We start from the raw sequence: 19,502 nt of genomic DNA, 5'->3' as shown, positions 1-19,502 counted from the left end.
CAATGCGTATCAGCACCCAGATGATGTACCAGCATAATATGCGTGGCATCACTAACTCTCAGGCTGAATGGATGAAGTTCGGCGAGCAGATGTCAACGGGCAAACGTGTGATCAACCCATCTGACGATCCGATCGCCGCCTCGCAGGCCGTGGTGCTTTCTCAAGCACAGGCGCAGAACAGCCAATATACGCTGGCACGTTCATTTGCGACGCAAAAAGTATCGCTGGAAGAGAACGTACTGAGTCAGGTAACGACGGCAATTCAGACCGCGCAGGAAAAAATTGTCTATGCCGCGAACGGCACGTTAAGCGATGACGACCGTGCATCGCTGGCCACCGACCTGCAGGGGATCCGCGATCAACTGATGAACCTGGCGAACAGCACCGACGGTAATGGACGCTATATTTTTGGCGGATATAAAACAGAATCTGCACCGTTTGCTCAGGCAGATGGCGCTTACAGTGGCGGTACAACAAATGTGACCCAGCAGGTCGATGCCTCCCGTACCATGGTGATTGGTCATACTGGCGATAAAGTATTTGTTAATCTGACCAGTAATGCCGTACCGGAACCAGGCGGCGGTACACAGGAAAAGAACCTGTTCAAAATGCTGGATACCGCTATTGATGCGCTCAAAACCCCGATTGAGGGCAATGACGCGGCAAAAGCTACCGCCTCTGCAGCCATTGATAAAACCAGTCGTGGCCTGAAAAATTCATTGAATAACGTGCTTTCTGTTCGTGCAGAATTAGGGACTCAGCTCAGCGAGCTAAGTTCACTGGATTCACTGGGCGCCGATCGCGCATTGGGCCAGACTCAGCAGATGAGCAATCTGGTGGATGTTGACTGGAATGCAGCGATTTCGTCCTACGTGATGCAGCAGGCCGCACTGCAGGCATCGTACAAAACGTTTACCGATATGCAGGGAATGTCGCTATTTCAACTGAACCGGTAACACCTTTTTGAACATATCATGAAACTGGATATGTTTGTCTGCCCGCTCCTTTAACACCCCGGAGCGGGCATTTTTTTAGGCCACTGTTATTTTCTCAGCGACAGATTCCCCGTTAATCTTATTACCCGCGCAATCGCACCGCTAAAGATTGCCAGCGTAACCACGCCTTCTCAGTTTGTCAGTGTGTAGAGCAGAGATAAAAAAAAGCCGACCCGAAGGTCGGCTTTGATGTTGATTATGACTTACTCAACGGGCTGCGGGCGCGTTGCTGGCGCAGTCGCCTGGTGCGTGGCGCTGTGTCCACCTGCGGCACCTTTACCTTCAAAGGTGAATTCCGGGCGTTGCCAGTCACTATGACGCGGCGCTTCAGGCACATACTCTGGTGCCGGAGCACGGGTCATCGGTGCGGCCGCATGGCTGTGAAGATGTTCTGCGTCAACGCGGGTTGCGACAACTTCAGCCTTAACGACTGCGTCTTCGACGACCGGTGCTGCAACAACCTCTTGCGGCGCGGCAACTTCTTCAACCACTGGCGCTGTTTCCACAACCTCTGCAATCTCTTCAGCCACTTCAGGCTGAGAAATAACAACCTCCGCAGATTCTTCGACAACCGGCGCAGCCACGATTTCAGCGACAGGTTCGGCTTTCGCCGCGGTATCCTCAGCAACAGGCGCGTCAGATTCAGCGATAATTTGCGGTTGTTCCTCGACCGGAGTAGCGATGACTTCCGGATGCGTGGTTTCAACGACAGTGGCCTGAGGTTCAGCAATGACCACCTCTGGCTGTACGGTTTCAACCGACGCAGGGGCGTTCACAATATGCTCAACGGCAGCTGCAGCAACCTGAGGCTCTACGGCGACAGGTACAGCTTGCCCCTGAACCGTTTCCTGCTCGCGCTGCTCTGCAACCTGCTGATCCTGAGGACGAGCAACAGGGTAGCGGATCCAGACTTTACCGGACGCTAATTCTGGAGATGCGCAGGCAACCGTTAACGGCATCGGCGACTGAACCGGGTAACGCTCGTCACGATAACGACGACGGCGTTGTCCACTGACGCGCAGATGGCGAGGTGAGCGACGGGAACGACGCGGCATACCATTAGAGTCACGCGCTTCGCTGTTGTCTTCCTGCTCAGTCGCAACGACGGCAGGCAGATCAACTTTCGCCAGTTCAGTACGCTGTGCCGGTACGGGCTGTTCAGTTGGTTGAGCGACTGCCGTTTCAGTGACCACTTCGGCAGTCGCGACTTCGGCTTCAACAGCCGGGCTGTCTGTGTAACGAACTTTCTGAGTCAGCTGACGCTGTTTACGGCGAGTCTGAGGCTGACGAACGCGCTCTTCCTGCTCGGTATCCTGCGCAGGTTGTTCTGCCAGGTTCAGCTCTTTAACTTCCTGCTGCGCCTGACGCTTATCATCGTTGCGACGGCGGTTGCGCTCGCGACGCGGAGCCTGCTGATCATCACCGGATTTCGCTTTGTCGGCGACCTCAGTAGACTGCTGGCGGTTATCGCGCGCTTCCGCATTTTGCTGCTGCGACTGACGGCGGTTACGGCGGTTATCTTCACGGTTTTCGCCGCTTTCTGAACGCTCGTTACGGTTATCACGCTCGCCACGGTTGTCGCGATTATCACGACGATCGTTACGGTCGCGACGATTGTTCTGACGCGGTTTACGACGATCCTGCTGGCGGTCGGTTTTCTCTTCCGCTTTCGGCGCAGGTTGTTCAACCGGTTTCACTTCTTCGCTACCGCTGAAGATGGACTTCAGTGCGCTGAAGAAACGGCTAATCAAACCTGGCTGTGCGGCGACGGTCGCGGTCGCTGCTGCGGCTTTAGGCGCGGCGGCCTTCGCAGTAGGTTCCTGCAAAGCAGGGGCTGGCGGCACCTCTGGCATTGCAAAGGTGGCCAATGCCGGCTGCTCTGGCTGTTTACGCTCGACGAACTCTTCTTCCGTCGGCAATGCCATCGCTTCTTCATGCAGTTTCGGCAGCAGGTAGCTCAGGGTTGGTGTTTCTTCCCCTTTGCGTACGCGCAGCACGGAGTAATGCGGGGTTTCCATCTGATCGTTTGGCACAATCACACAGCGCACGCCATTCTGACGCGTCTCGATAGCATTTACCGCGGTACGTTTTTCGTTGAGCAGGTAGGATGCGATCGGCACAGGAACAATAGCGTGAACTTCCTGCGTATTTTCTTTCAGCGCTTCTTCTTCGATCAGACGCAGAATAGACAGCGACAGTGATTCGTTATCACGTACGGTACCCGTGCCGGAGCAGCGTGGGCATACGTGATGGCTGGATTCACCCAGCGACGGGCTCAGACGCTGACGGGACATCTCCAGCAGGCCGAAGCGAGAAATATGGCTGATTTGAATACGCGCTCTGTCCTGACGCACGGCTTCACGCAGACGGTTTTCAACCGCACGCTGGTGACGAACCGGCGTCATATCAATGAAGTCGATTACAATCAGGCCGCCGAGGTCGCGCAGACGCAGCTGACGAGCAATTTCATCGGCTGCTTCAAGGTTGGTGTTGAACGCAGTTTCTTCGATGTCGCCGCCGCGGGTCGCGCGTGCGGAGTTGATATCGATAGCGGTCAGCGCTTCTGTGCTGTCGATAACGATTGAGCCGCCGGACGGCAGACGCACTTCGCGCTGGAACGCGGACTCAATCTGAGATTCGATTTGATAGTGGCTGAACAGCGGGATTTCACCGGTGTACAGTTTGATTTTGCTGCTGAAATCCGGACGACCCAGCGCGGCGATGTGCTGACGCGCCATCTCCATAACTTTCGGGTTGTCGATGAGGATTTCGCCGATGTCCTGACGTAAATAGTCACGGAATGCGCGAACGATAACGTTGCTTTCCTGATGGATCAGGAACGGAGCAGGGCGGCTGTCAGCGGCTTTTTGAATCGCTTCCCAGTGCTTCAGGCGGAAACTCAGGTCCCACTGCAGCGCTTCGGCAGATTTGCCGACACCTGCGGTACGCACGATAAGTCCCATGCCGTCAGGCAGTTCCAGGCTTGCCAGCGCTTCTTTTAATTCGGTACGGTCGTCGCCTTCAATGCGACGGGAGATGCCGCCCGCGCGCGGGTTGTTCGGCATCAGAACCAGATAACTACCTGCCAGGCTGATAAAGGTGGTCAGCGCAGCGCCTTTATTGCCGCGTTCTTCTTTATCGATCTGAACAATGACTTCCTGACCTTCGCGCAACACGTCTTTAATGTTGGGACGACCATGGGAGTTGTAGCTAGCGGGGAAGTATTCGCGGGCAATTTCTTTTAACGGGAGGAAACCGTGACGTTCAGCGCCGTAATCAACAAAAGCAGCTTCCAGACTCGGTTCAATACGGGTAATTTTGCCTTTATAGATGTTGGCTTTTTTCTGTTCGTGTCCAGGACTTTCGATATCCAGATCGTACAGACGCTGCCCATCTACAAGGGCGACACGCAACTCTTCCTGCTGAGTCGCGTTAATTAACATTCTTTTCATCGTAACTTACTCATTATTCTTACATTGACGACTAAGCTGCGGGCAGAGTAATGCCTTTCCGGGTGTGAACCGATGGCCTCGTGTCTATTCGCGTCGCCAACCTCACGGTTATCGTCAGCTCAAAGAGGCGCAGAGTGTCGGTTGCCTGTATTTCATACGGAAACACAGCGCAATTATCAGGGGAACAGTCTGGGTGTTACTCTCCAGAGAAGCTTCCATTGTGCTTATCGTCTTTCACGCTGTGGGTGCGTTGGCTTCATCTTCTTACCCCAACCACTTACAGGAGTAAGCACCTGGGGTTCCCAGACTTGCCGCCTTCCTACAACGCGAAATCTATAGAGCACTTACCGGTAAGGACTGCAACCCGCAGCCCGCTAACTGCCTGAAAGATCAATACGTCTTACGCCATTGCTGCGTTGATGATCGGTCGGGCAAAATTGGGTCATTCCGGAAAAGTTCTTGTTTTAACAAGATTCAACACGGAAACAACCTCATTATTCCACTGCTAACCTTGTTATAGCAAGATGACTTTTGCCATTTATCACCCGGTTACTCACAGTTTTTTCACTTCCGCGTAGTGATTGCTTTAATAACCACCAAATCGGCTATGTCAAACTTAAGTAATAAGGTATAGCAGTTAATATAAGCATAGAAAAATGTGTGGCGCGAATCTTGATGGCTATTTAAAATCGGCCCCCATGAAAACAGAGACTCCAGCCGTAAAAACAGTTGCCATTACTGCCGACGAAGCAGGGCAACGCATCGACAACTTTTTGCGCACCCAGCTCAAGGGCGTGCCGAAAAGTATGATTTATCGCATTTTGCGTAAAGGCGAAGTGCGGGTGAACAAAAAACGCATTAAACCCGAGTACAAACTCGAAGACGGGGACATTGTGCGTATTCCACCTGTACGTGTCGCTGAACGTGAAGAAGAGGCCATTTCACCGAATTTGCAGAAGGTCGCGGCGCTGACCGATGTCATTTTATATGAAGATGACCACATTCTGGTGCTTAACAAGCCTTCAGGTACGGCCGTGCATGGTGGAAGCGGCTTAAGCTTTGGCGTCATTGAAGGCTTACGTGCACTGCGCCCGGAAGCGCGTTTCCTTGAGCTGGTGCATCGCCTTGACCGGGATACCTCCGGCGTGCTGCTGGTGGCCAAAAAACGATCTGCCTTGCGTTCGTTGCATGAACAACTGCGTGAAAAAGGCATGCAGAAAGACTACCTCGCGTTGGTACGCGGCCAGTGGCAGTCCCATGTCAAAACCGTGCAGGCCCCGCTGTTAAAGAACATTCTGCAAAGCGGCGAGCGTATTGTGCGGGTGAATCAGGAAGGCAAACCATCGGAAACACGCTTTAAAGTGGAAGAGCGTTATGCGTTCGCTACGCTTGTGCGCTGCAGTCCCGTGACCGGACGCACGCACCAGATTCGCGTGCATACACAATATGCCGGACATCCGATTGCCTTTGACGACCGCTATGGCGATCGTGAGTTCGATAAGCAACTGGCGGATACCGGACTGAGCAGGCTCTTTTTGCACGCCGCAGCGTTGAAATTTACTCATCCTGGGACGGGTGAAGTAATGCGTATTGAAGCGCCAATGGATAAGCAGTTGAAGCGCTGCCTCGAGGTGTTACGCAGTAAAGGCTGATGCGCATTGATATTATCGCGCATTACCTGTAGGCCTGATGGCGCTGCGCCTATCAGGCCTACAGGATTGGCCTGTACAGCCGTCAACCCGTCAGGCTTTTAACGGGTTCATATCTTCTCGTCGCAGCATTTGACACAGTGCGATCAGCGGCAAACCGATTAAGGTATTTGGGTCGCGGCCTTCCAGACGCTCAAAAAGTGCAATGCCCAATCCTTCGCTTTTAAAACTACCGGCACAATGCAGCGGGCGCTCTTTGCGCACGTAATCTTCAATTTCCGTTTCGCTTAAGTGACGAAAATGGACGTCGAACGGTTCAACTTCAGTTTGTAAATGTCCGGTCGCAGAATTATACAGCGCCAGTCCGGTATAAAACGTCACAATATTGCCACGGGCTTTGAGTAACTGCTGGCGTGCATTTTCTTCTGTTAACGGTTTGCCGGTTATTTCACCATCGAGAACACAAATTTGATCGGAACCAATAATAAGGTGCGATGGATAACGGTGGGCGAGAGATTGCGCTTTTTTCTGCGCCAGTCGCAAGACTAAGTGCCGGGGGGCTTCGCCCGGTAACGGCGTTTCATCAACCTCTGGTGCTGCGCATTCGAACGGGATTGCCAGTTTTTCTAGTAAAGCGCGACGCCAGGGAGAGGTAGAAGCAAGAATAAGTTGAGGCATATTTTTTCCCTCGCATATAGCGTATTGATGAGAGCCATTTTAAACTATGGACTTCGTCCTACAAGCTGGCTGTAATGGCTTGTGTTGAGCGATTTTAAGTCGATGACCCGCAATGTGTGCGAATTATTGGCAAAAGGCAACCACAGGCTGCCTTTTTCTTTGACTATATGACGTTACAAAGTTAATATGCGCGCCCTATGCAAAAGGTAAAATTACCCCTGACTCTTGATCCGGTTCGTACGGCTCAGAAACGCCTCGATTATGAAGGTATCTATACTTCTGATCTGGTTGAGCGTGTCGCCGATTCTGTAGTCAGTGTGGACAGTGATGTGGAATGCTCCATGTCGTTCGCTATCGATAACCAGCGCCTTGCCGTTATAACCGGTGATGCAAAGGTGTCGGTTACGCTCGAATGTCAGCGTTGCGGGAAACCGTTCCCACTTCATGTTCACACAACATATTGTTTTAGTCCTGTCCGTTCTGACGAGCAGGCTGAAGCACTCCCGGAAGCGTATGAGCCGATTGAGGTTAACGAATTCGGTGAAATCGATCTGCTTGCAATGGTTGAAGATGAGATTATCCTCTCCTTGCCGGTAGTTCCGGTGCATGATTCTGAACACTGTGAAGTGTCCGAGGCGGACATGGTCTTTGGCGAATTGCCTGATGAAGCGCAAAAACCAAACCCATTTGCCGTATTAGCCAGCTTAAAGCGTAAGTAATTGAGGAGTAAGGTCCATGGCCGTACAACAGAATAAACCAACCCGTTCCAAACGTGGCATGCGTCGTTCTCATGACGCTCTGACCGCAGTCACCAGCCTGTCTGTAGACAAAACTTCTGGTGAACAACACCTGCGTCACCACATCACTGCCGACGGTTTTTACCGTGGCCGTAAGGTAATCGCTAAGTAATCACGCATGACTCAATGGCTTTCCCGCTACGGTGAGAAAGACAGAGAGTACACGCGTGATGAAGCTTAGTGAGGCTTTCCCCGGGTAACTGGGGAAACACCTAACCGGGCAGCGACGATACCTTGACACGTCTAACCCTGGCGTTAGATGTCATGGGGGGTGATTTTGGCCCTACCGTGACAGTGCCTGCAGCATTGCAGGCACTGAATTCTAATTCGCAACTCACACTTCTTTTAGTCGGGGATCCCGATACAATCACGCCATTACTTGCCAAAGCTGACTTCGAACAACGTTCACGTCTGCAGATTATCCCTGCTCAGTCAGTTATTGCCAGTGATGCCCGGCCCTCGCAAGCTATTCGCGCCAGTCGTGGAAGCTCAATGCGTGTTGCCCTGGAGCTCGTGAAAGAAGGACGAGCGGAAGCCTGTGTGAGCGCCGGTAATACAGGTGCGCTAATGGGTCTTGCGAAGTTATTGCTCAAACCCCTTGAGGGGATTGAGCGTCCTGCGCTGGTGACGGTTTTACCCCATCAGCAAAAGGGCAAAACGGTGGTGCTGGATTTGGGTGCCAACGTGGATTGTGATAGCACGATGTTGGTGCAATTTGCCGTCATGGGTTCCGTGCTGGCAGAAGAGGTGGTTGGAATTGCCAATCCCCGTGTTGCGTTGCTCAATATCGGTGAAGAAGAAACCAAGGGTCTCGACAGTATTCGGGATGCTTCTGCAGTGCTAAAAACAATCCCTTCTATCAATTATATCGGCTATCTTGAAGCCAATGAGTTACTGACTGGCAAAACTGATGTGTTGGTCTGTGACGGCTTTACAGGTAATGTCACATTAAAGACGATGGAAGGTGTTGTCAGAATGTTCCTTTCACTGCTGAAGTCTCAGGGTGAGGGCAAAAAACGGTCGTGGTGGCTGCTGTTATTAAAACGTTGGTTACAAAAAAGCCTGACAAGGCGATTTAGTCACCTCAACCCCGACCAGTATAATGGCGCCTGTCTGTTAGGATTGCGCGGCACGGTGATTAAGAGTCATGGTGCGGCCAATCAGCGAGCATTTGAAGTCGCGATTGAACAGGCAGTGCAGGCGGTGCAGCGACAAGTTCCTCAGCGAATTGCCGCTCGCCTAGAATCTGTATACCCAGCTGGATTCGAACTGCTGGACGGTGGCGAAAACGCAAACTCGCGAGCACACAGATAACGGTGCGTTTGTGAATGCTGCCAACGTATCAGCGATTTGCTCGTGGCGGTATATAACCAAAAAGTGACTGAGCGTACATGTATACGAAGATTATTGGTACTGGCAGCTATCTGCCTGAACAAGTGCGTACTAACGCCGATTTGGAAAAAATGGTTGAGACATCTGATGAGTGGATCGTCACTCGCACAGGTATCCGTGAACGCCATATTGCAGCGCCAAATGAAACAGTTGCGACGATGGGCTTTGCCGCCGCAAACCGTGCAATTGAAATGGCGGGCATCGACAAAGAACAAATTGGTCTGATTGTGGTTGCCACCACATCATCCACACACGCATTTCCAAGTGCGGCATGCCAGATCCAAAGTATGCTGGGGATCAAAGGCTGTCCGGCGTTTGACGTTGCAGCCGCTTGTGCCGGTTTCACCTACGCCCTGAGCGTTGCCGACCAGTACGTTAAGTCTGGCGCAGTGAAGCATGCTCTGGTGGTTGGCTCAGATGTCCTCGCTCGTACCTGTGATCCAACCGATCGCGGGACGATCATTATTTTCGGTGATGGCGCAGGTGCGGTTGTACTGAGCGCATCAGAAGAGCCCGGCATTCTCTCTACGCATCTGCACGCTGATGGTCGCTATGGCGAACTGTTGACGCTGCCTAATGCCGATCGCGTGAACCCGGAAAACCCGATCCACCTGACGATGGCGGGTAACGAAGTATTTAAAGTCGCGGTGACCGAGCTTGCACACATCGTTGATGAAACGCTGGAAGCAAATAATCTCGATCGTTCTGCACTGGACTGGCTGGTGCCGCATCAGGCAAACCTCCGCATTATTAGCGCAACCGCGAAAAAGCTGGGTATGTCGATGGATAATGTTGTCGTGACGCTCGACAGACATGGCAATACCTCCGCGGCCTCCGTACCGTGCGCGCTGGACGAAGCCGTCCGCGACGGGCGTATTAAAGCTGGTCAGTTGATATTGCTTGAAGCCTTTGGGGGTGGATTCACCTGGGGCTCTGCGCTGATTCGTTTCTAGTATAAGGATTTAAACATGACGCAATTTGCATTTGTGTTCCCGGGGCAGGGTTCCCAGACCGTTGGGATGTTGTCTGAAATGGCAGCAAACTACCCAATTGTTGAAGAAACTTTTGCTGAAGCATCAGCTGCGCTGGGCTATGATCTGTGGGCGTTGACTCAGCAGGGACCGGCCGAAGAGCTGAATAAAACCTGGCAGACGCAGCCAGCACTGTTGACTGCCTCTGTTGCGCTTTATCGCGTATGGCAGCAGCAGGGTGGTAAAACACCTGCGCTGATGGCTGGTCACAGCCTGGGCGAATACTCTGCGCTGGTATGTGCGGGTGTTATCGGTTTTGCCGATGCCGTACGTCTGGTTGAACTGCGTGGCAAATTCATGCAGGAAGCGGTACCGGAAGGCACTGGCGGCATGTCTGCTATTATCGGTCTGGACGACGCTGCTATTGCTAAAGCGTGTGAAGAGTCTGCCGAAGGCCAGGTGGTTTCACCGGTAAACTTTAACTCACCAGGTCAGGTGGTTATTGCCGGGCACAAAGAAGCCGTAGAACGTGCTGGCGCAGCCTGTAAAGCGGCTGGCGCTAAGCGTGCTCTGCCACTGCCGGTCAGCGTTCCTTCTCACTGCGCGCTGATGAAGCCTGCTGCTGAGAAACTGGCCGTTGAACTGCAAAAAATCACTTTTAACGCGCCGACTGTTCCGGTTGTGAACAACGTCGACGTGAAGTGCGAAACAGACGCAGACGCTATTCGCGATGCGCTGGTTCGCCAGCTGTACAGCCCGGTTCAATGGACTAAAACCGTTGAATTTATGGCGTCCCAGGGCGTAGAGCACCTGTATGAAGTTGGTCCGGGCAAAGTTCTGACCGGTTTGACGAAACGTATTGTTGACACCCTGACTGCTTCGGCACTGAATGAGCCGGCGGCATTATCTGCGGCGCTAGAGCAATAAAAGAGGAAGACCATGAGTTTTGAAGGAAAAGTCGCGCTGGTTACCGGTGCAAGCCGTGGCATTGGCCGCGCAATTGCTGAAACACTCGTTGCCCGTGGCGCGAAAGTTATCGGTACTGCAACCAGCGAAAGCGGTGCGCAGGCCATTAGCGATTACTTAGGTGCAAATGGTAAAGGTCTGATGTTGAATGTGACCGATCCGGCATCTATCGAATCTGTTCTGGGAAATATTCGCGCAGAATTTGGTGAAGTCGATATCCTGGTCAATAATGCCGGGATTACTCGTGATAACCTGTTAATGCGCATGAAAGATGACGAGTGGAACGATATCATCGAAACCAACCTGTCATCTGTTTTCCGTCTGTCAAAAGCGGTAATGCGAGCTATGATGAAAAAGCGTCATGGGCGTATTATCACTATTGGTTCTGTGGTTGGTACCATGGGAAATGCGGGTCAGGCTAACTACGCTGCGGCGAAAGCGGGTCTGATCGGCTTCAGTAAATCACTGGCGCGCGAAGTTGCGTCTCGTGGCATTACTGTAAACGTTGTTGCTCCGGGCTTTATTGAAACGGACATGACGCGTGCGCTGTCTGATGATCAGCGTGCGGGTATTCTGGCGCAGGTTCCTGCGGGTCGCCTTGGCGGCGCTCAGGAAATCGCCAGTGCGGTTGCATTTTTAGCTTCTGACGAAGCAAGTTACATCACAGGTGAGACTTTGCACGTCAACGGCGGGATGTACATGGTTTAACCACGAGATAAAAAAATTTGCGTTATTAGGGTGAATGCCCTCAAAATAACGTAAAATCGTGGTAAGACCTGCCGGGATTTAGTTGCAAATTTTTCAACATTTTATACACTACGAAAACCATCGCGAAAGCGAGTTTTGATAGGAAATTTAAGAGTATGAGCACTATCGAAGAACGCGTTAAGAAAATTATCGGCGAACAGCTGGGCGTTAAGCAGGAAGAAGTAACCAACAATGCTTCCTTCGTTGAAGACCTGGGCGCAGATTCTCTTGACACCGTTGAGCTGGTAATGGCTCTGGAAGAAGAGTTTGATACTGAGATTCCGGACGAAGAAGCTGAGAAAATCACTACCGTTCAGGCTGCCATTGATTACATCAACGGCCACCAGGCGTAAGTGAACATCTCCAGGCGGTCATTCGACCGCCTGAGTTTTATCTTTTTATCCCACTTGAATTATTTTCCCTCCCTGGAGGACAACCGTGTCTAAGCGTCGTGTAGTTGTGACCGGACTGGGCATGTTGTCTCCTGTCGGCAATACCGTAGAGTCTACCTGGAAAGCTCTCCTTGCCGGTCAGAGTGGCATCAGCCTGATCGACCATTTCGATACTAGCGCCTATGCAACGAAATTTGCTGGCTTAGTAAAGGATTTTAACTGTGAAGACATTATCTCGCGCAAAGAACAGCGCAAGATGGATGCTTTCATTCAATATGGAATTGTCGCTGGCGTTCAGGCCATGCAGGATTCTGGTCTCGAAATTACGGAAGAGAACGCTCACCGTATTGGCGCCGCTATCGGCTCTGGTATTGGCGGTCTCGGATTGATCGAAGAAAACCACACCTCTTTGGTGAATGGCGGTCCACGTAAGATCAGCCCGTTCTTCGTTCCGTCAACGATTGTTAACATGGTGGCAGGTCACCTGACCATCATGTACGGCCTGCAAGGGCCAAGCATCTCCATTGCGACCGCCTGTACCTCAGGTGTGCATAACATTGGTCATGCAGCACGTATCATTGCATACGGCGATGCAGACGCGATGGTTGCGGGTGGTGCAGAAAAAGCCAGTACCCCGCTGGGCGTGGGTGGTTTTGGCGCGGCACGTGCGCTGTCTACACGTAATGATAACCCGCAAGTGGCAAGCCGTCCGTGGGATAAAGAACGTGATGGCTTTGTGCTGGGCGACGGCGCAGGCATGGTGGTACTGGAAGAGTACGAGCATGCGAAAGCGCGCGGTGCAAAAATCTATGCTGAAGTCGTTGGTTTTGGCATGAGCAGCGATGCTTACCACATGACGTCACCACCTGAAAACGGTGCGGGCGCTGCGCTGGCAATGGTCAACGCACTACGCGATGCGGCTATCGAAGCGGGTCAGATCGGCTATGTCAACGCGCATGGCACGTCTACTCCTGCTGGCGATAAAGCCGAAACCCAGGCAGTGAAATCTGTCTTTGGCGATGCGGCAAGCCGTGTAATGGTAAGCTCCACTAAATCCATGACCGGACACCTGTTGGGTGCGGCGGGCGCGGTAGAGTCTATTTTCTCTATCCTGGCGCTGCGCGATCAGGCTATTCCGCCAACCATCAACCTGGATAACCCGGATGAAGGTTGTGACCTGGACTTCGTACCTCACGAAGCGCGTCAGGTTAGTGGTCTGGAGTACGCACTGTGTAACTCCTTCGGCTTTGGCGGCACCAACGGCTCTTTGATCTTTAAAAAGATTTAAGTCTGTCAGGTGGTGCGTTAGCATCGATAGCAATTTAAAAAGGTCCGCTTGTCGGGCCTTTTTTTATTCGGTTTTCCACCCTTGTCCTGTGTTGTTCATCCTGCCAAACTAGCGGACCAGAAATAAGGAGCCACCATGTTCTTAATTAATGGCTGCGAGCAGAATATGCTGGCCGCAAGCGATCGAGCGACCCAATTCGGTGATGGCTGTTTTACCACTGCGCGTATTATTGACGGCGAAATTTGCCTCTTTGCAGCGCATCTTGCGCGTTTACAAGACGCCTGCCAAAAATTGCTGATCTCTTTCGAAGATTGGTCAGAGCTGCAAAGTGAAATGAAAATGCTGGCGCAAGGGCATGCGCGTGGCGTGTTAAAAGTGATTATCAGCCGTGGTAGCGGTGGCCGTGGTTACAGCGGCGCAAACTGTCGCAGTGCCACACGTATTCTCTCTGTTTCAGCCAGGCCCGATCATTACGATCGTTGGCGACTGGAGGGGATAACGCTGGCGTTAAGTCCAGTGCGTCTGGGGCGTAATCCGTTGCTTGCCGGACTTAAGCACCTGAATAGACTGGAACAGGTGTTGATTCGCTCTCATCTTGAGCAGACGGCAGCTGATGAAGCACTGGTTCTTGACAGTGAGGGATGGGTTACGGAATGCTGTGCGGCTAATTTGTTCTGGCGTAAGGGGGATGTGGTTTACACTCCCCGGCTGGATCAGGCCGGAGTGAACGGCATTATGCGACAATTCTGTATCCGGATGCTGGCACAATCGTCGTTCAGCATTGTCGAAGTGTATGCCGGGTTGGAAGAGGTTATGCAGGCCGATGAAATCGTCGTCTGTAATGCGTTAATGCCTGTTATTCCCGTACGCACCTGTGGCGACACGCTGCTGTCTGCACGTATGTTGTTCGATTTTTTAGCCCCACTTTGTGAGCACCCGAATTAGTCATGAAAAAACTGTTACTTGTTGTCCTGTTATTGCTGGTTGTGCTGGGCATAGCTGCGGGAGTGGGAATGTGGAAAGTTCGCCATCTGGCGGACAGTAAGTTATTGATTAAAGAAGAGACGATTTTTACGCTGAAAGCGGGTACGGGCCGTCTGGCTCTCGGTGAACAGTTGTATGCGGACAACGTTATCAATCGTCCGCGTGTGTTCCAGTGGCTGCTGCGTGTGGAACCCGAACTGTCGCATTTTAAAGCCGGAACCTACCGTTTTACGCCCGACATGACGGTGCGGGATATGTTGCAACTGCTGGAAAGCGGTAAAGAGGCGCAGTTTCCGTTACGTCTGGTTGAAGGGATGCGTCTGAGCGACTACCTCAAGCAGCTGCGCGACGCCCCGTACATCAAACATACGCTGAGCGATGATAATTACGAGACCGTTGCTCAGGCGCTGAAGCTGGAGAACCCGCAATGGGTCGAAGGCTGGTTCTGGCCAGATACCTGGATGTATACCGCCAATACAACCGACGTGGCGTTGCTAAAACGCGCGCATCAGAAAATGGTTAAAGCGGTAGACTCGGTCTGGGAAGGGCGCGCTGAAGGCCTGCCTTATCAGGACAAAAATCAGCTGGTAACCATGGCCTCTATTATCGAAAAAGAGACTGCGGTTGCCAGCGAGCGTGACCAGGTGGCTTCCGTCTTTATTAACCGCTTACGGATTGGCATGCGTTTACAGACCGATCCGACGGTGATTTACGGGATGGGGTCACGGTATAATGGCAAGTTGTCGCGTGTGGATTTAGATACCCCGACCGCCTATAACACCTATACCATTACGGGGTTGCCGCCTGGCCCGATTGCCATGCCGGGAGAGGCCTCATTGCAGGCCGCGGCGCATCCGGCAAAAACGCCGTACCTCTATTTCGTGGCTGACGGTAAAGGCGGTCACACGTTTAACACCAATCTTGCCAGCCACAACCGGTCCGTGCAGGATTACCTGAAAGTGCTTAAGGAAAAAAATGGGCAGTAACTATATCGTCATCGAGGGCCTGGAAGGCGCCGGAAAAACCACCGCGCGTAACGTGGTGGTAGAGACACTTGAGCAACTCGGTATTCGTGACATGGTTTTTACCCGCGAACCGGGGGGAACGCAGCTCGCTGAGAAACTAAGAAGTCTGGTGCTGGACATTAAGTCGGTGGGTGACGAGGTCATCACTGACAAAGCTGAAGTTCTGATGTTTTACGCCGCGCGCGTACAGCTGGTCGAAACCGTTATTAAACCTGCGCTGGCAAAAGGCGCATGGGTAATTGGCGACCGTCACGATTTGTCGACCCAGGCGTATCAGGGGGGCGGACGCGGCATCGATCAAAACATGCTGGCAACCTTGCGCGATGCGGTGCTCGGTGATTTTCGCCCGGACCTGACGCTCTATCTGGACGTGACTCCAGAGGTCGGATTGAAACGTGCCCGTGCGCGCGGCGAGCTGGATCGTATTGAGCAGGAATCTTTCGATTTCTTTAATCGCACCCGCGCGCGCTATCTTGAACTGGCTGCCAAAGATGCCAGCATTCGTACCATCGACGCTACGCAGCCGCTGGAAGCTGTGATGGCTGATATCCGCAATACCATCACCCAGTGGGTGCAGGAGCAGGGCGCATGAAATGGTACCCATGGTTACGACCAGATTTTGAAAAACTGGTAGCCAGCTACCAGGCGGGTCGTGGTCACCATGCGTTACTGATTCAGGCATTACCCGGAATGGGTGACGACGCGCTGATTTACGCGCTCAGTCGCTATTTAATGTGCCAGCAGCCGGAAGGGCATAAAAGCTGCGGACACTGCCGGGGCTGTCAGCTGATGCAGGCGGGGACGCATCCTGACTACTATTCGCTGCTGCCGGAAAAAGGTAAAAGCACGCTGGGAGTTGATGCGGTACGTGAAGTGAGTGAAAAGCTGTACGAGCATTCACGCCTTGGCGGTGCGAAAGTGGTGTGGATCCCTGATGCCGCCCAGTTAACTGATGCCGCTGCCAATGCCCTGCTAAAAACGCTGGAAGAACCGCCGGCACAAACCTGGTTTTTCCTCGCCAGCACAGAGCCTGCGCGATTGCTGGCGACATTGCGCAGCCGCTGCCGGTTACACCATCTTGCGCCGCCGGCTGAGTCGTACGCTATCTCCTGGCTCGCCCGCGAAGTGACCGCATCTCCAGAAGCGCTGTTGAGCGCATTACGCCTGAGCGCGGGTTCGCCAGGTGCGGCACTCTCGTTGTTACAGGCTGAAAGCTGGGCGCATCGCACAGATTTTTGTGCGGCACTGGCAAACACATTAAACGCAGGTGACTGGTATATCCTGCTCGCGGCGTTAAACCACGATCAGGCTGCCGCCCGTTTACACTGGCTGGCAACGTTGTTGACGGATGCCTTGAAGCGTCCGTATGGGGTTTCCCATTTAACCAATCCTGATGCGCTGGACCTGATATCTTCTATCGCAGAACGGTTATCCGTCGCCCGGATACAGGCGATACTCGGTGACGTTTGTCATTGCCGTCAGCAGTTGCTGAACGTAACAGGCGTAAACCGTGAACTGGTGTTAACCGATCTTATCCTGCGTATTGAGCATTACCTGCAACCAGGCACCGTATTGCCTGTTCCCCATCTTTGAGAGAGACATTATGTTTTTAGTCGACTCACACTGCCATCTTGATGGCCTGGATTATCAATCTCTGCATAAGGACGTGGATGACGTGCTGGCGAAAGCAGCCGCACGCGATGTGAAATTCTGTCTTGCCGTCGCGACCACTCTGCCAGGATACCGCAGTATGCGCGAACTGGTCGGTGAACGTGACAATGTGGTGTTCTCCTGCGGCGTGCATCCGTTAAATCAGGATGAAGCCTATGATGTTGAAGACCTGCGCCGTTTTGCCGCCGAAGAGGGTGTTGTGGCAATGGGGGAAACCGGGCTGGACTATTTCTATACGCCGGAAACAAAGGTGCGCCAGCAGGAATCTTTTATCCATCATATTCAGATTGGCCGTGAGTTACAAAAGCCAGTTATCGTACATACCCGCGATGCGCGAGCCGATACGCTGTCTATTCTGCGCGAAGAAAAAGTGACGGATTGTGGTGGCGTACTACACTGTTTTACAGAAGACAGAGAAACGGCGGGCAAATTGCTGGACCTCGGATTTTATATCTCGTTTTCCGGCATCGTCACGTTCCGTAACGCAGATCAGCTCCGTGATGCCGCCCGCTATGTTCCTCTGGATCGGTTGCTGGTTGAGACGGATTCTCCCTACCTTGCGCCTGTACCGCATCGTGGAAAAGAGAACCAGCCCGCCATGACCCGTGACGTTGCGGAGTATATGGCCGTAGTGAAAGGTGTTGCCGTTGAAGAACTGGCGCAGGCAACCACTGATAACTTTGCCCGCCTGTTTCACATCGACGCTTCTCGCCTGCAATCCGTTCGTTAACTGACTTTTTTTAAAGCTCGTAATTAATAAGCAAAGCGAGTAAAGTTCACCGCCTCAAAATGGGCGGTGAATAACCGGTTTGACACATTCTGAAACGCATTTTATCGGAATGTGCGGATTTTACGGCCATCCACGACTGAATTGTGATAGCCGTCAAACAAAAATAAACTGAATTATTTTACTCTGTGTAATAAATAAAGGGTACTTAGATGCCCTGTACACGGCGAGGTTCTCCCCCCTCGCTAATGCGTGAGAACGTAGAAAAGCACAAATACTCAGGAGCACTCTCAATTATGTTTAAGAATGCATTTGCTAACCTGCAAAAGGTCGGTAAATCGCTGATGCTGCCGGTATCCGTACTCCCGATTGCAGGTATCCTGCTGGGTGTCGGTTCCGCTAACTTCAGCTGGCTGCCAGCCGTTGTATCGCACGTAATGGCAGAAGCAGGCGGTTCTGTTTTTGCAAACATGCCGCTGATTTTTGCCATCGGTGTCGCGTTAGGCTTCACCAATAACGACGGCGTATCTGCACTGGCATCCGTTGTTGCCTACGGCATTATGGTTAAGACCATGGCTGTTGTTGCGCCGCTGGTTCTGCATTTACCTGCTGAAGAGATCGCAGCTAAACACCTTGCTGATACGGGTGTTCTCGGGGGGATTATCTCCGGTGCGATTGCAGCGTATATGTTCAACCGTTTCTACCGTATCAAATTGCCTGAGTATCTTGGCTTCTTTGCGGGTAAGCGCTTCGTTCCTATCATTTCTGGTCTGGCCGCTATCTTCACCGGTGTGGTTCTGTCCTTCATTTGGCCGCCGATCGGGACTGCTATTCAGACGTTTTCCCAGTGGGCTGCATACCAGAACCCGGTCGTAGCGTTCGGTATCTATGGCTTCATTGAACGCTGCCTGGTGCCGTTTGGTCTGCACCATATCTGGAACGTTCCATTCCAGATGCAGATCGGTGAATACACCAATGCTGCGGGCCAGGTATTCCACGGCGATATCCCTCGCTATATGGCGGGTGACCCGACTGCGGGCAAACTGTCTGGTGGCTTCCTGTTCAAAATGTACGGTCTGCCGGCTGCCGCTATCGCTATCTGGCACTCTGCTAAACCAGAAAACCGCGCGAAAGTGGGCGGTATCATGATCTCCGCGGCGCTGACCTCGTTCCTGACCGGTATTACCGAACCGATCGAGTTCTCGTTCATGTTCGTGGCACCGATCCTGTACATCATCCACGCAATTCTGGCTGGTCTGGCATTCCCGATCTGTATCCTGCTGGGTATGCGTGACGGTACGTCGTTCTCCCACGGTTTGATCGACTTTATCGTTCTGTCCGGTAACAGCAGCAAACTGTGGCTGTTCCCGATTGTCGGTATCGGTTATGCGATTGTTTACTACACCATCTTCCGTGTGCTGATCAAAGCGCTGGACCTGAAAACTCCGGGTCGTGAAGATGCTACCGAAGACACCAAAGCGGGTGCGTCCGGCGAAATGGCTCCGGCCCTGGTTGCGGCATTCGGCGGTAAAGAAAACATCACTAACCTTGATGCGTGCATCACTCGTCTGCGTGTCAGCGTCGCTGACGTTGCCAAAGTGGATCAGGCTGGCCTGAAGAAACTGGGTGCGGCGGGCGTTGTAGTGGCGGGTTCCGGTGTTCAGGCTATCTTCGGTACTAAGTCCGATAACCTGAAAACTGAAATGGATGAGTACATCCGTCACAGCTAAGCAGTAGAAGGTTGGGGAGAATTAAGGCAGCCTGCGGG

General features: G+C 52.6%; 18 protein-coding genes. 16 read left to right on the top strand and 2 right to left on the bottom strand.

The window, feature by feature from the left end; all coding sequences use genetic code 11:
• Window positions 1-2 precede the first annotated feature (2 nt).
• Window positions 3-956, top strand: a complete 954-nt coding sequence (flgL, locus tag HV334_RS14950; RefSeq protein ID WP_181220562.1) for a flagellar hook-associated protein FlgL — start codon at window positions 3-5, stop codon at window positions 954-956.
• Window positions 957-1,198: 242 nt separating this feature from the next.
• On the opposite strand, the gene rne is transcribed toward flgL, so the two are convergent.
• The gene (gene rne / locus HV334_RS14945) at window positions 1,199-4,447 is read right to left on the bottom strand and encodes a ribonuclease E (protein WP_181220561.1); all 3,249 of its coding nucleotides are present in this window, start codon (window positions 4,445-4,447) and stop codon (window positions 1,199-1,201) included.
• A 698-nt stretch (window positions 4,448-5,145) separates the two neighbouring features.
• Here rne and rluC point away from each other — a divergent pair.
• Complete coding sequence (rluC, locus tag HV334_RS14940) at window positions 5,146-6,099, top strand: 23S rRNA pseudouridine(955/2504/2580) synthase RluC (protein ID WP_049259723.1); 954 nt, start codon at window positions 5,146-5,148, stop codon at window positions 6,097-6,099.
• A gap of 90 nt (window positions 6,100-6,189) precedes the next feature.
• Here rluC and HV334_RS14935 read toward each other — a convergent pair whose 3' ends face one another.
• Window positions 6,190-6,774 (bottom strand): nucleoside triphosphate pyrophosphatase, encoded by a 585-nt coding sequence (locus HV334_RS14935; RefSeq protein WP_016152637.1) that lies wholly within the window; start codon window positions 6,772-6,774, stop codon window positions 6,190-6,192.
• A 197-nt stretch (window positions 6,775-6,971) separates the two neighbouring features.
• On the opposite strand from HV334_RS14935, the gene yceD reads away from it, so the two are divergent.
• From yceD to ptsG, 14 genes are all read left to right on the top strand, one after another.
• A complete protein-coding gene (yceD, locus tag HV334_RS14930) occupies window positions 6,972-7,493 on the top strand; it encodes a 23S rRNA accumulation protein YceD (RefSeq protein WP_003036239.1) in 522 nt (173 codons plus the stop codon).
• A gap of 16 nt (window positions 7,494-7,509) precedes the next feature.
• Window positions 7,510-7,683 (top strand): 50S ribosomal protein L32, encoded by a 174-nt coding sequence (gene rpmF, locus HV334_RS14925; RefSeq protein ID WP_003036242.1) that lies wholly within the window; start codon window positions 7,510-7,512, stop codon window positions 7,681-7,683.
• 122 nt (window positions 7,684-7,805) lie between these two features.
• Entirely contained in the window at window positions 7,806-8,885 is a 1,080-nt protein-coding gene (gene plsX / locus HV334_RS14920) for a phosphate acyltransferase PlsX (protein WP_071601761.1), read from the top strand.
• A gap of 77 nt (window positions 8,886-8,962) precedes the next feature.
• Window positions 8,963-9,916 carry a beta-ketoacyl-ACP synthase III gene (gene fabH, locus HV334_RS14915; protein ID WP_016152639.1) on the top strand — a complete coding sequence of 318 codons (954 nt, stop codon included), beginning with the start codon at window positions 8,963-8,965 and terminating at the stop codon, window positions 9,914-9,916.
• Between the two features lie 15 nt (window positions 9,917-9,931).
• Window positions 9,932-10,861 (top strand): ACP S-malonyltransferase, encoded by a 930-nt coding sequence (fabD, locus tag HV334_RS14910; protein WP_016152640.1) that lies wholly within the window; start codon window positions 9,932-9,934, stop codon window positions 10,859-10,861.
• A 12-nt stretch (window positions 10,862-10,873) separates the two neighbouring features.
• Window positions 10,874-11,608, top strand: a complete 735-nt coding sequence (gene fabG / locus HV334_RS14905) for a 3-oxoacyl-ACP reductase FabG (protein ID WP_016152641.1) — start codon at window positions 10,874-10,876, stop codon at window positions 11,606-11,608.
• A gap of 155 nt (window positions 11,609-11,763) precedes the next feature.
• Complete coding sequence (acpP, locus tag HV334_RS14900; RefSeq protein WP_000103754.1) at window positions 11,764-12,000, top strand: acyl carrier protein; 237 nt, start codon at window positions 11,764-11,766, stop codon at window positions 11,998-12,000.
• Between the two features lie 85 nt (window positions 12,001-12,085).
• On the top strand, window positions 12,086-13,327 hold the full coding sequence (gene fabF / locus HV334_RS14895) for a beta-ketoacyl-ACP synthase II (RefSeq protein ID WP_181220560.1): 1,242 nt from the start codon (window positions 12,086-12,088) through the stop codon (window positions 13,325-13,327).
• Window positions 13,328-13,462: 135 nt separating this feature from the next.
• The gene (gene pabC, locus HV334_RS14890; protein WP_181220559.1) at window positions 13,463-14,272 is read left to right on the top strand and encodes an aminodeoxychorismate lyase; all 810 of its coding nucleotides are present in this window, start codon (window positions 13,463-13,465) and stop codon (window positions 14,270-14,272) included.
• A gap of 2 nt (window positions 14,273-14,274) precedes the next feature.
• Window positions 14,275-15,297 carry a cell division protein YceG gene (gene yceG / locus HV334_RS14885; RefSeq protein ID WP_019076480.1) on the top strand — a complete coding sequence of 341 codons (1,023 nt, stop codon included), beginning with the start codon at window positions 14,275-14,277 and terminating at the stop codon, window positions 15,295-15,297.
• A complete protein-coding gene (gene tmk, locus HV334_RS14880) occupies window positions 15,287-15,928 on the top strand; it encodes a dTMP kinase (protein WP_016156195.1) in 642 nt (213 codons plus the stop codon). Before yceG ends, tmk begins: the two co-directional genes overlap by 11 nt.
• Window positions 15,925-16,929 (top strand): DNA polymerase III subunit delta', encoded by a 1,005-nt coding sequence (gene holB / locus HV334_RS14875; protein ID WP_016152653.1) that lies wholly within the window; start codon window positions 15,925-15,927, stop codon window positions 16,927-16,929. The genes tmk and holB overlap by 4 nt, the downstream gene beginning before the upstream one ends.
• Window positions 16,930-16,939: 10 nt before the next feature.
• Window positions 16,940-17,737: a metal-dependent hydrolase gene (locus tag HV334_RS14870; protein WP_016156196.1), complete on the top strand. Its 798-nt coding sequence runs from the start codon at window positions 16,940-16,942 to the stop codon at window positions 17,735-17,737.
• Window positions 17,738-18,030: 293 nt separating this feature from the next.
• Window positions 18,031-19,464 carry a PTS glucose transporter subunit IIBC gene (ptsG, locus tag HV334_RS14865; protein ID WP_016152655.1) on the top strand — a complete coding sequence of 478 codons (1,434 nt, stop codon included), beginning with the start codon at window positions 18,031-18,033 and terminating at the stop codon, window positions 19,462-19,464.
• The last annotated feature ends 38 nt before the right edge of the window (window positions 19,465-19,502 follow it).

This window comes from Citrobacter sp. RHBSTW-00944, assembly GCF_013615435.1.
In the GTDB taxonomy this organism is placed as follows: Bacteria; Pseudomonadota; Gammaproteobacteria; order Enterobacterales; family Enterobacteriaceae; genus Citrobacter; species Citrobacter braakii.
Note: the sequence above shows the minus strand (reverse complement) of the source record. Positions and strands in the feature narration are given on the sequence as shown.

What these genes read in the sequence shown, in the direction of transcription:
- yceD (WP_003036239.1), top strand. Translation starts at nt 6,972, where the DNA reads ATGCAAAAGGTAAAATTACCCCTGACTCTTGATCCGGTTCGTACGGCT.
- acpP (WP_000103754.1), top strand. Translation starts at nt 11,764, where the DNA reads ATGAGCACTATCGAAGAACGCGTTAAGAAAATTATCGGCGAACAGCTG.
- rluC (WP_049259723.1), top strand. Translation starts at nt 5,146, where the DNA reads ATGAAAACAGAGACTCCAGCCGTAAAAACAGTTGCCATTACTGCCGAC.
- ptsG (WP_016152655.1), top strand. Translation starts at nt 18,031, where the DNA reads ATGTTTAAGAATGCATTTGCTAACCTGCAAAAGGTCGGTAAATCGCTG.
- pabC (WP_181220559.1), top strand. Translation starts at nt 13,463, where the DNA reads ATGTTCTTAATTAATGGCTGCGAGCAGAATATGCTGGCCGCAAGCGAT.
- rne (WP_181220561.1), bottom strand. Translation starts at nt 4,447, where the DNA reads ATGAAAAGAATGTTAATTAACGCGACTCAGCAGGAAGAGTTGCGTGTC.
- flgL (WP_181220562.1), top strand. Translation starts at nt 3, where the DNA reads ATGCGTATCAGCACCCAGATGATGTACCAGCATAATATGCGTGGCATC.
- holB (WP_016152653.1), top strand. Translation starts at nt 15,925, where the DNA reads ATGAAATGGTACCCATGGTTACGACCAGATTTTGAAAAACTGGTAGCC.
- yceG (WP_019076480.1), top strand. Translation starts at nt 14,275, where the DNA reads ATGAAAAAACTGTTACTTGTTGTCCTGTTATTGCTGGTTGTGCTGGGC.
- HV334_RS14935 (WP_016152637.1), bottom strand. Translation starts at nt 6,774, where the DNA reads ATGCCTCAACTTATTCTTGCTTCTACCTCTCCCTGGCGTCGCGCTTTA.
- tmk (WP_016156195.1), top strand. Translation starts at nt 15,287, where the DNA reads ATGGGCAGTAACTATATCGTCATCGAGGGCCTGGAAGGCGCCGGAAAA.
- rpmF (WP_003036242.1), top strand. Translation starts at nt 7,510, where the DNA reads ATGGCCGTACAACAGAATAAACCAACCCGTTCCAAACGTGGCATGCGT.
- HV334_RS14870 (WP_016156196.1), top strand. Translation starts at nt 16,940, where the DNA reads ATGTTTTTAGTCGACTCACACTGCCATCTTGATGGCCTGGATTATCAA.
- fabG (WP_016152641.1), top strand. Translation starts at nt 10,874, where the DNA reads ATGAGTTTTGAAGGAAAAGTCGCGCTGGTTACCGGTGCAAGCCGTGGC.
- fabH (WP_016152639.1), top strand. Translation starts at nt 8,963, where the DNA reads ATGTATACGAAGATTATTGGTACTGGCAGCTATCTGCCTGAACAAGTG.
- fabD (WP_016152640.1), top strand. Translation starts at nt 9,932, where the DNA reads ATGACGCAATTTGCATTTGTGTTCCCGGGGCAGGGTTCCCAGACCGTT.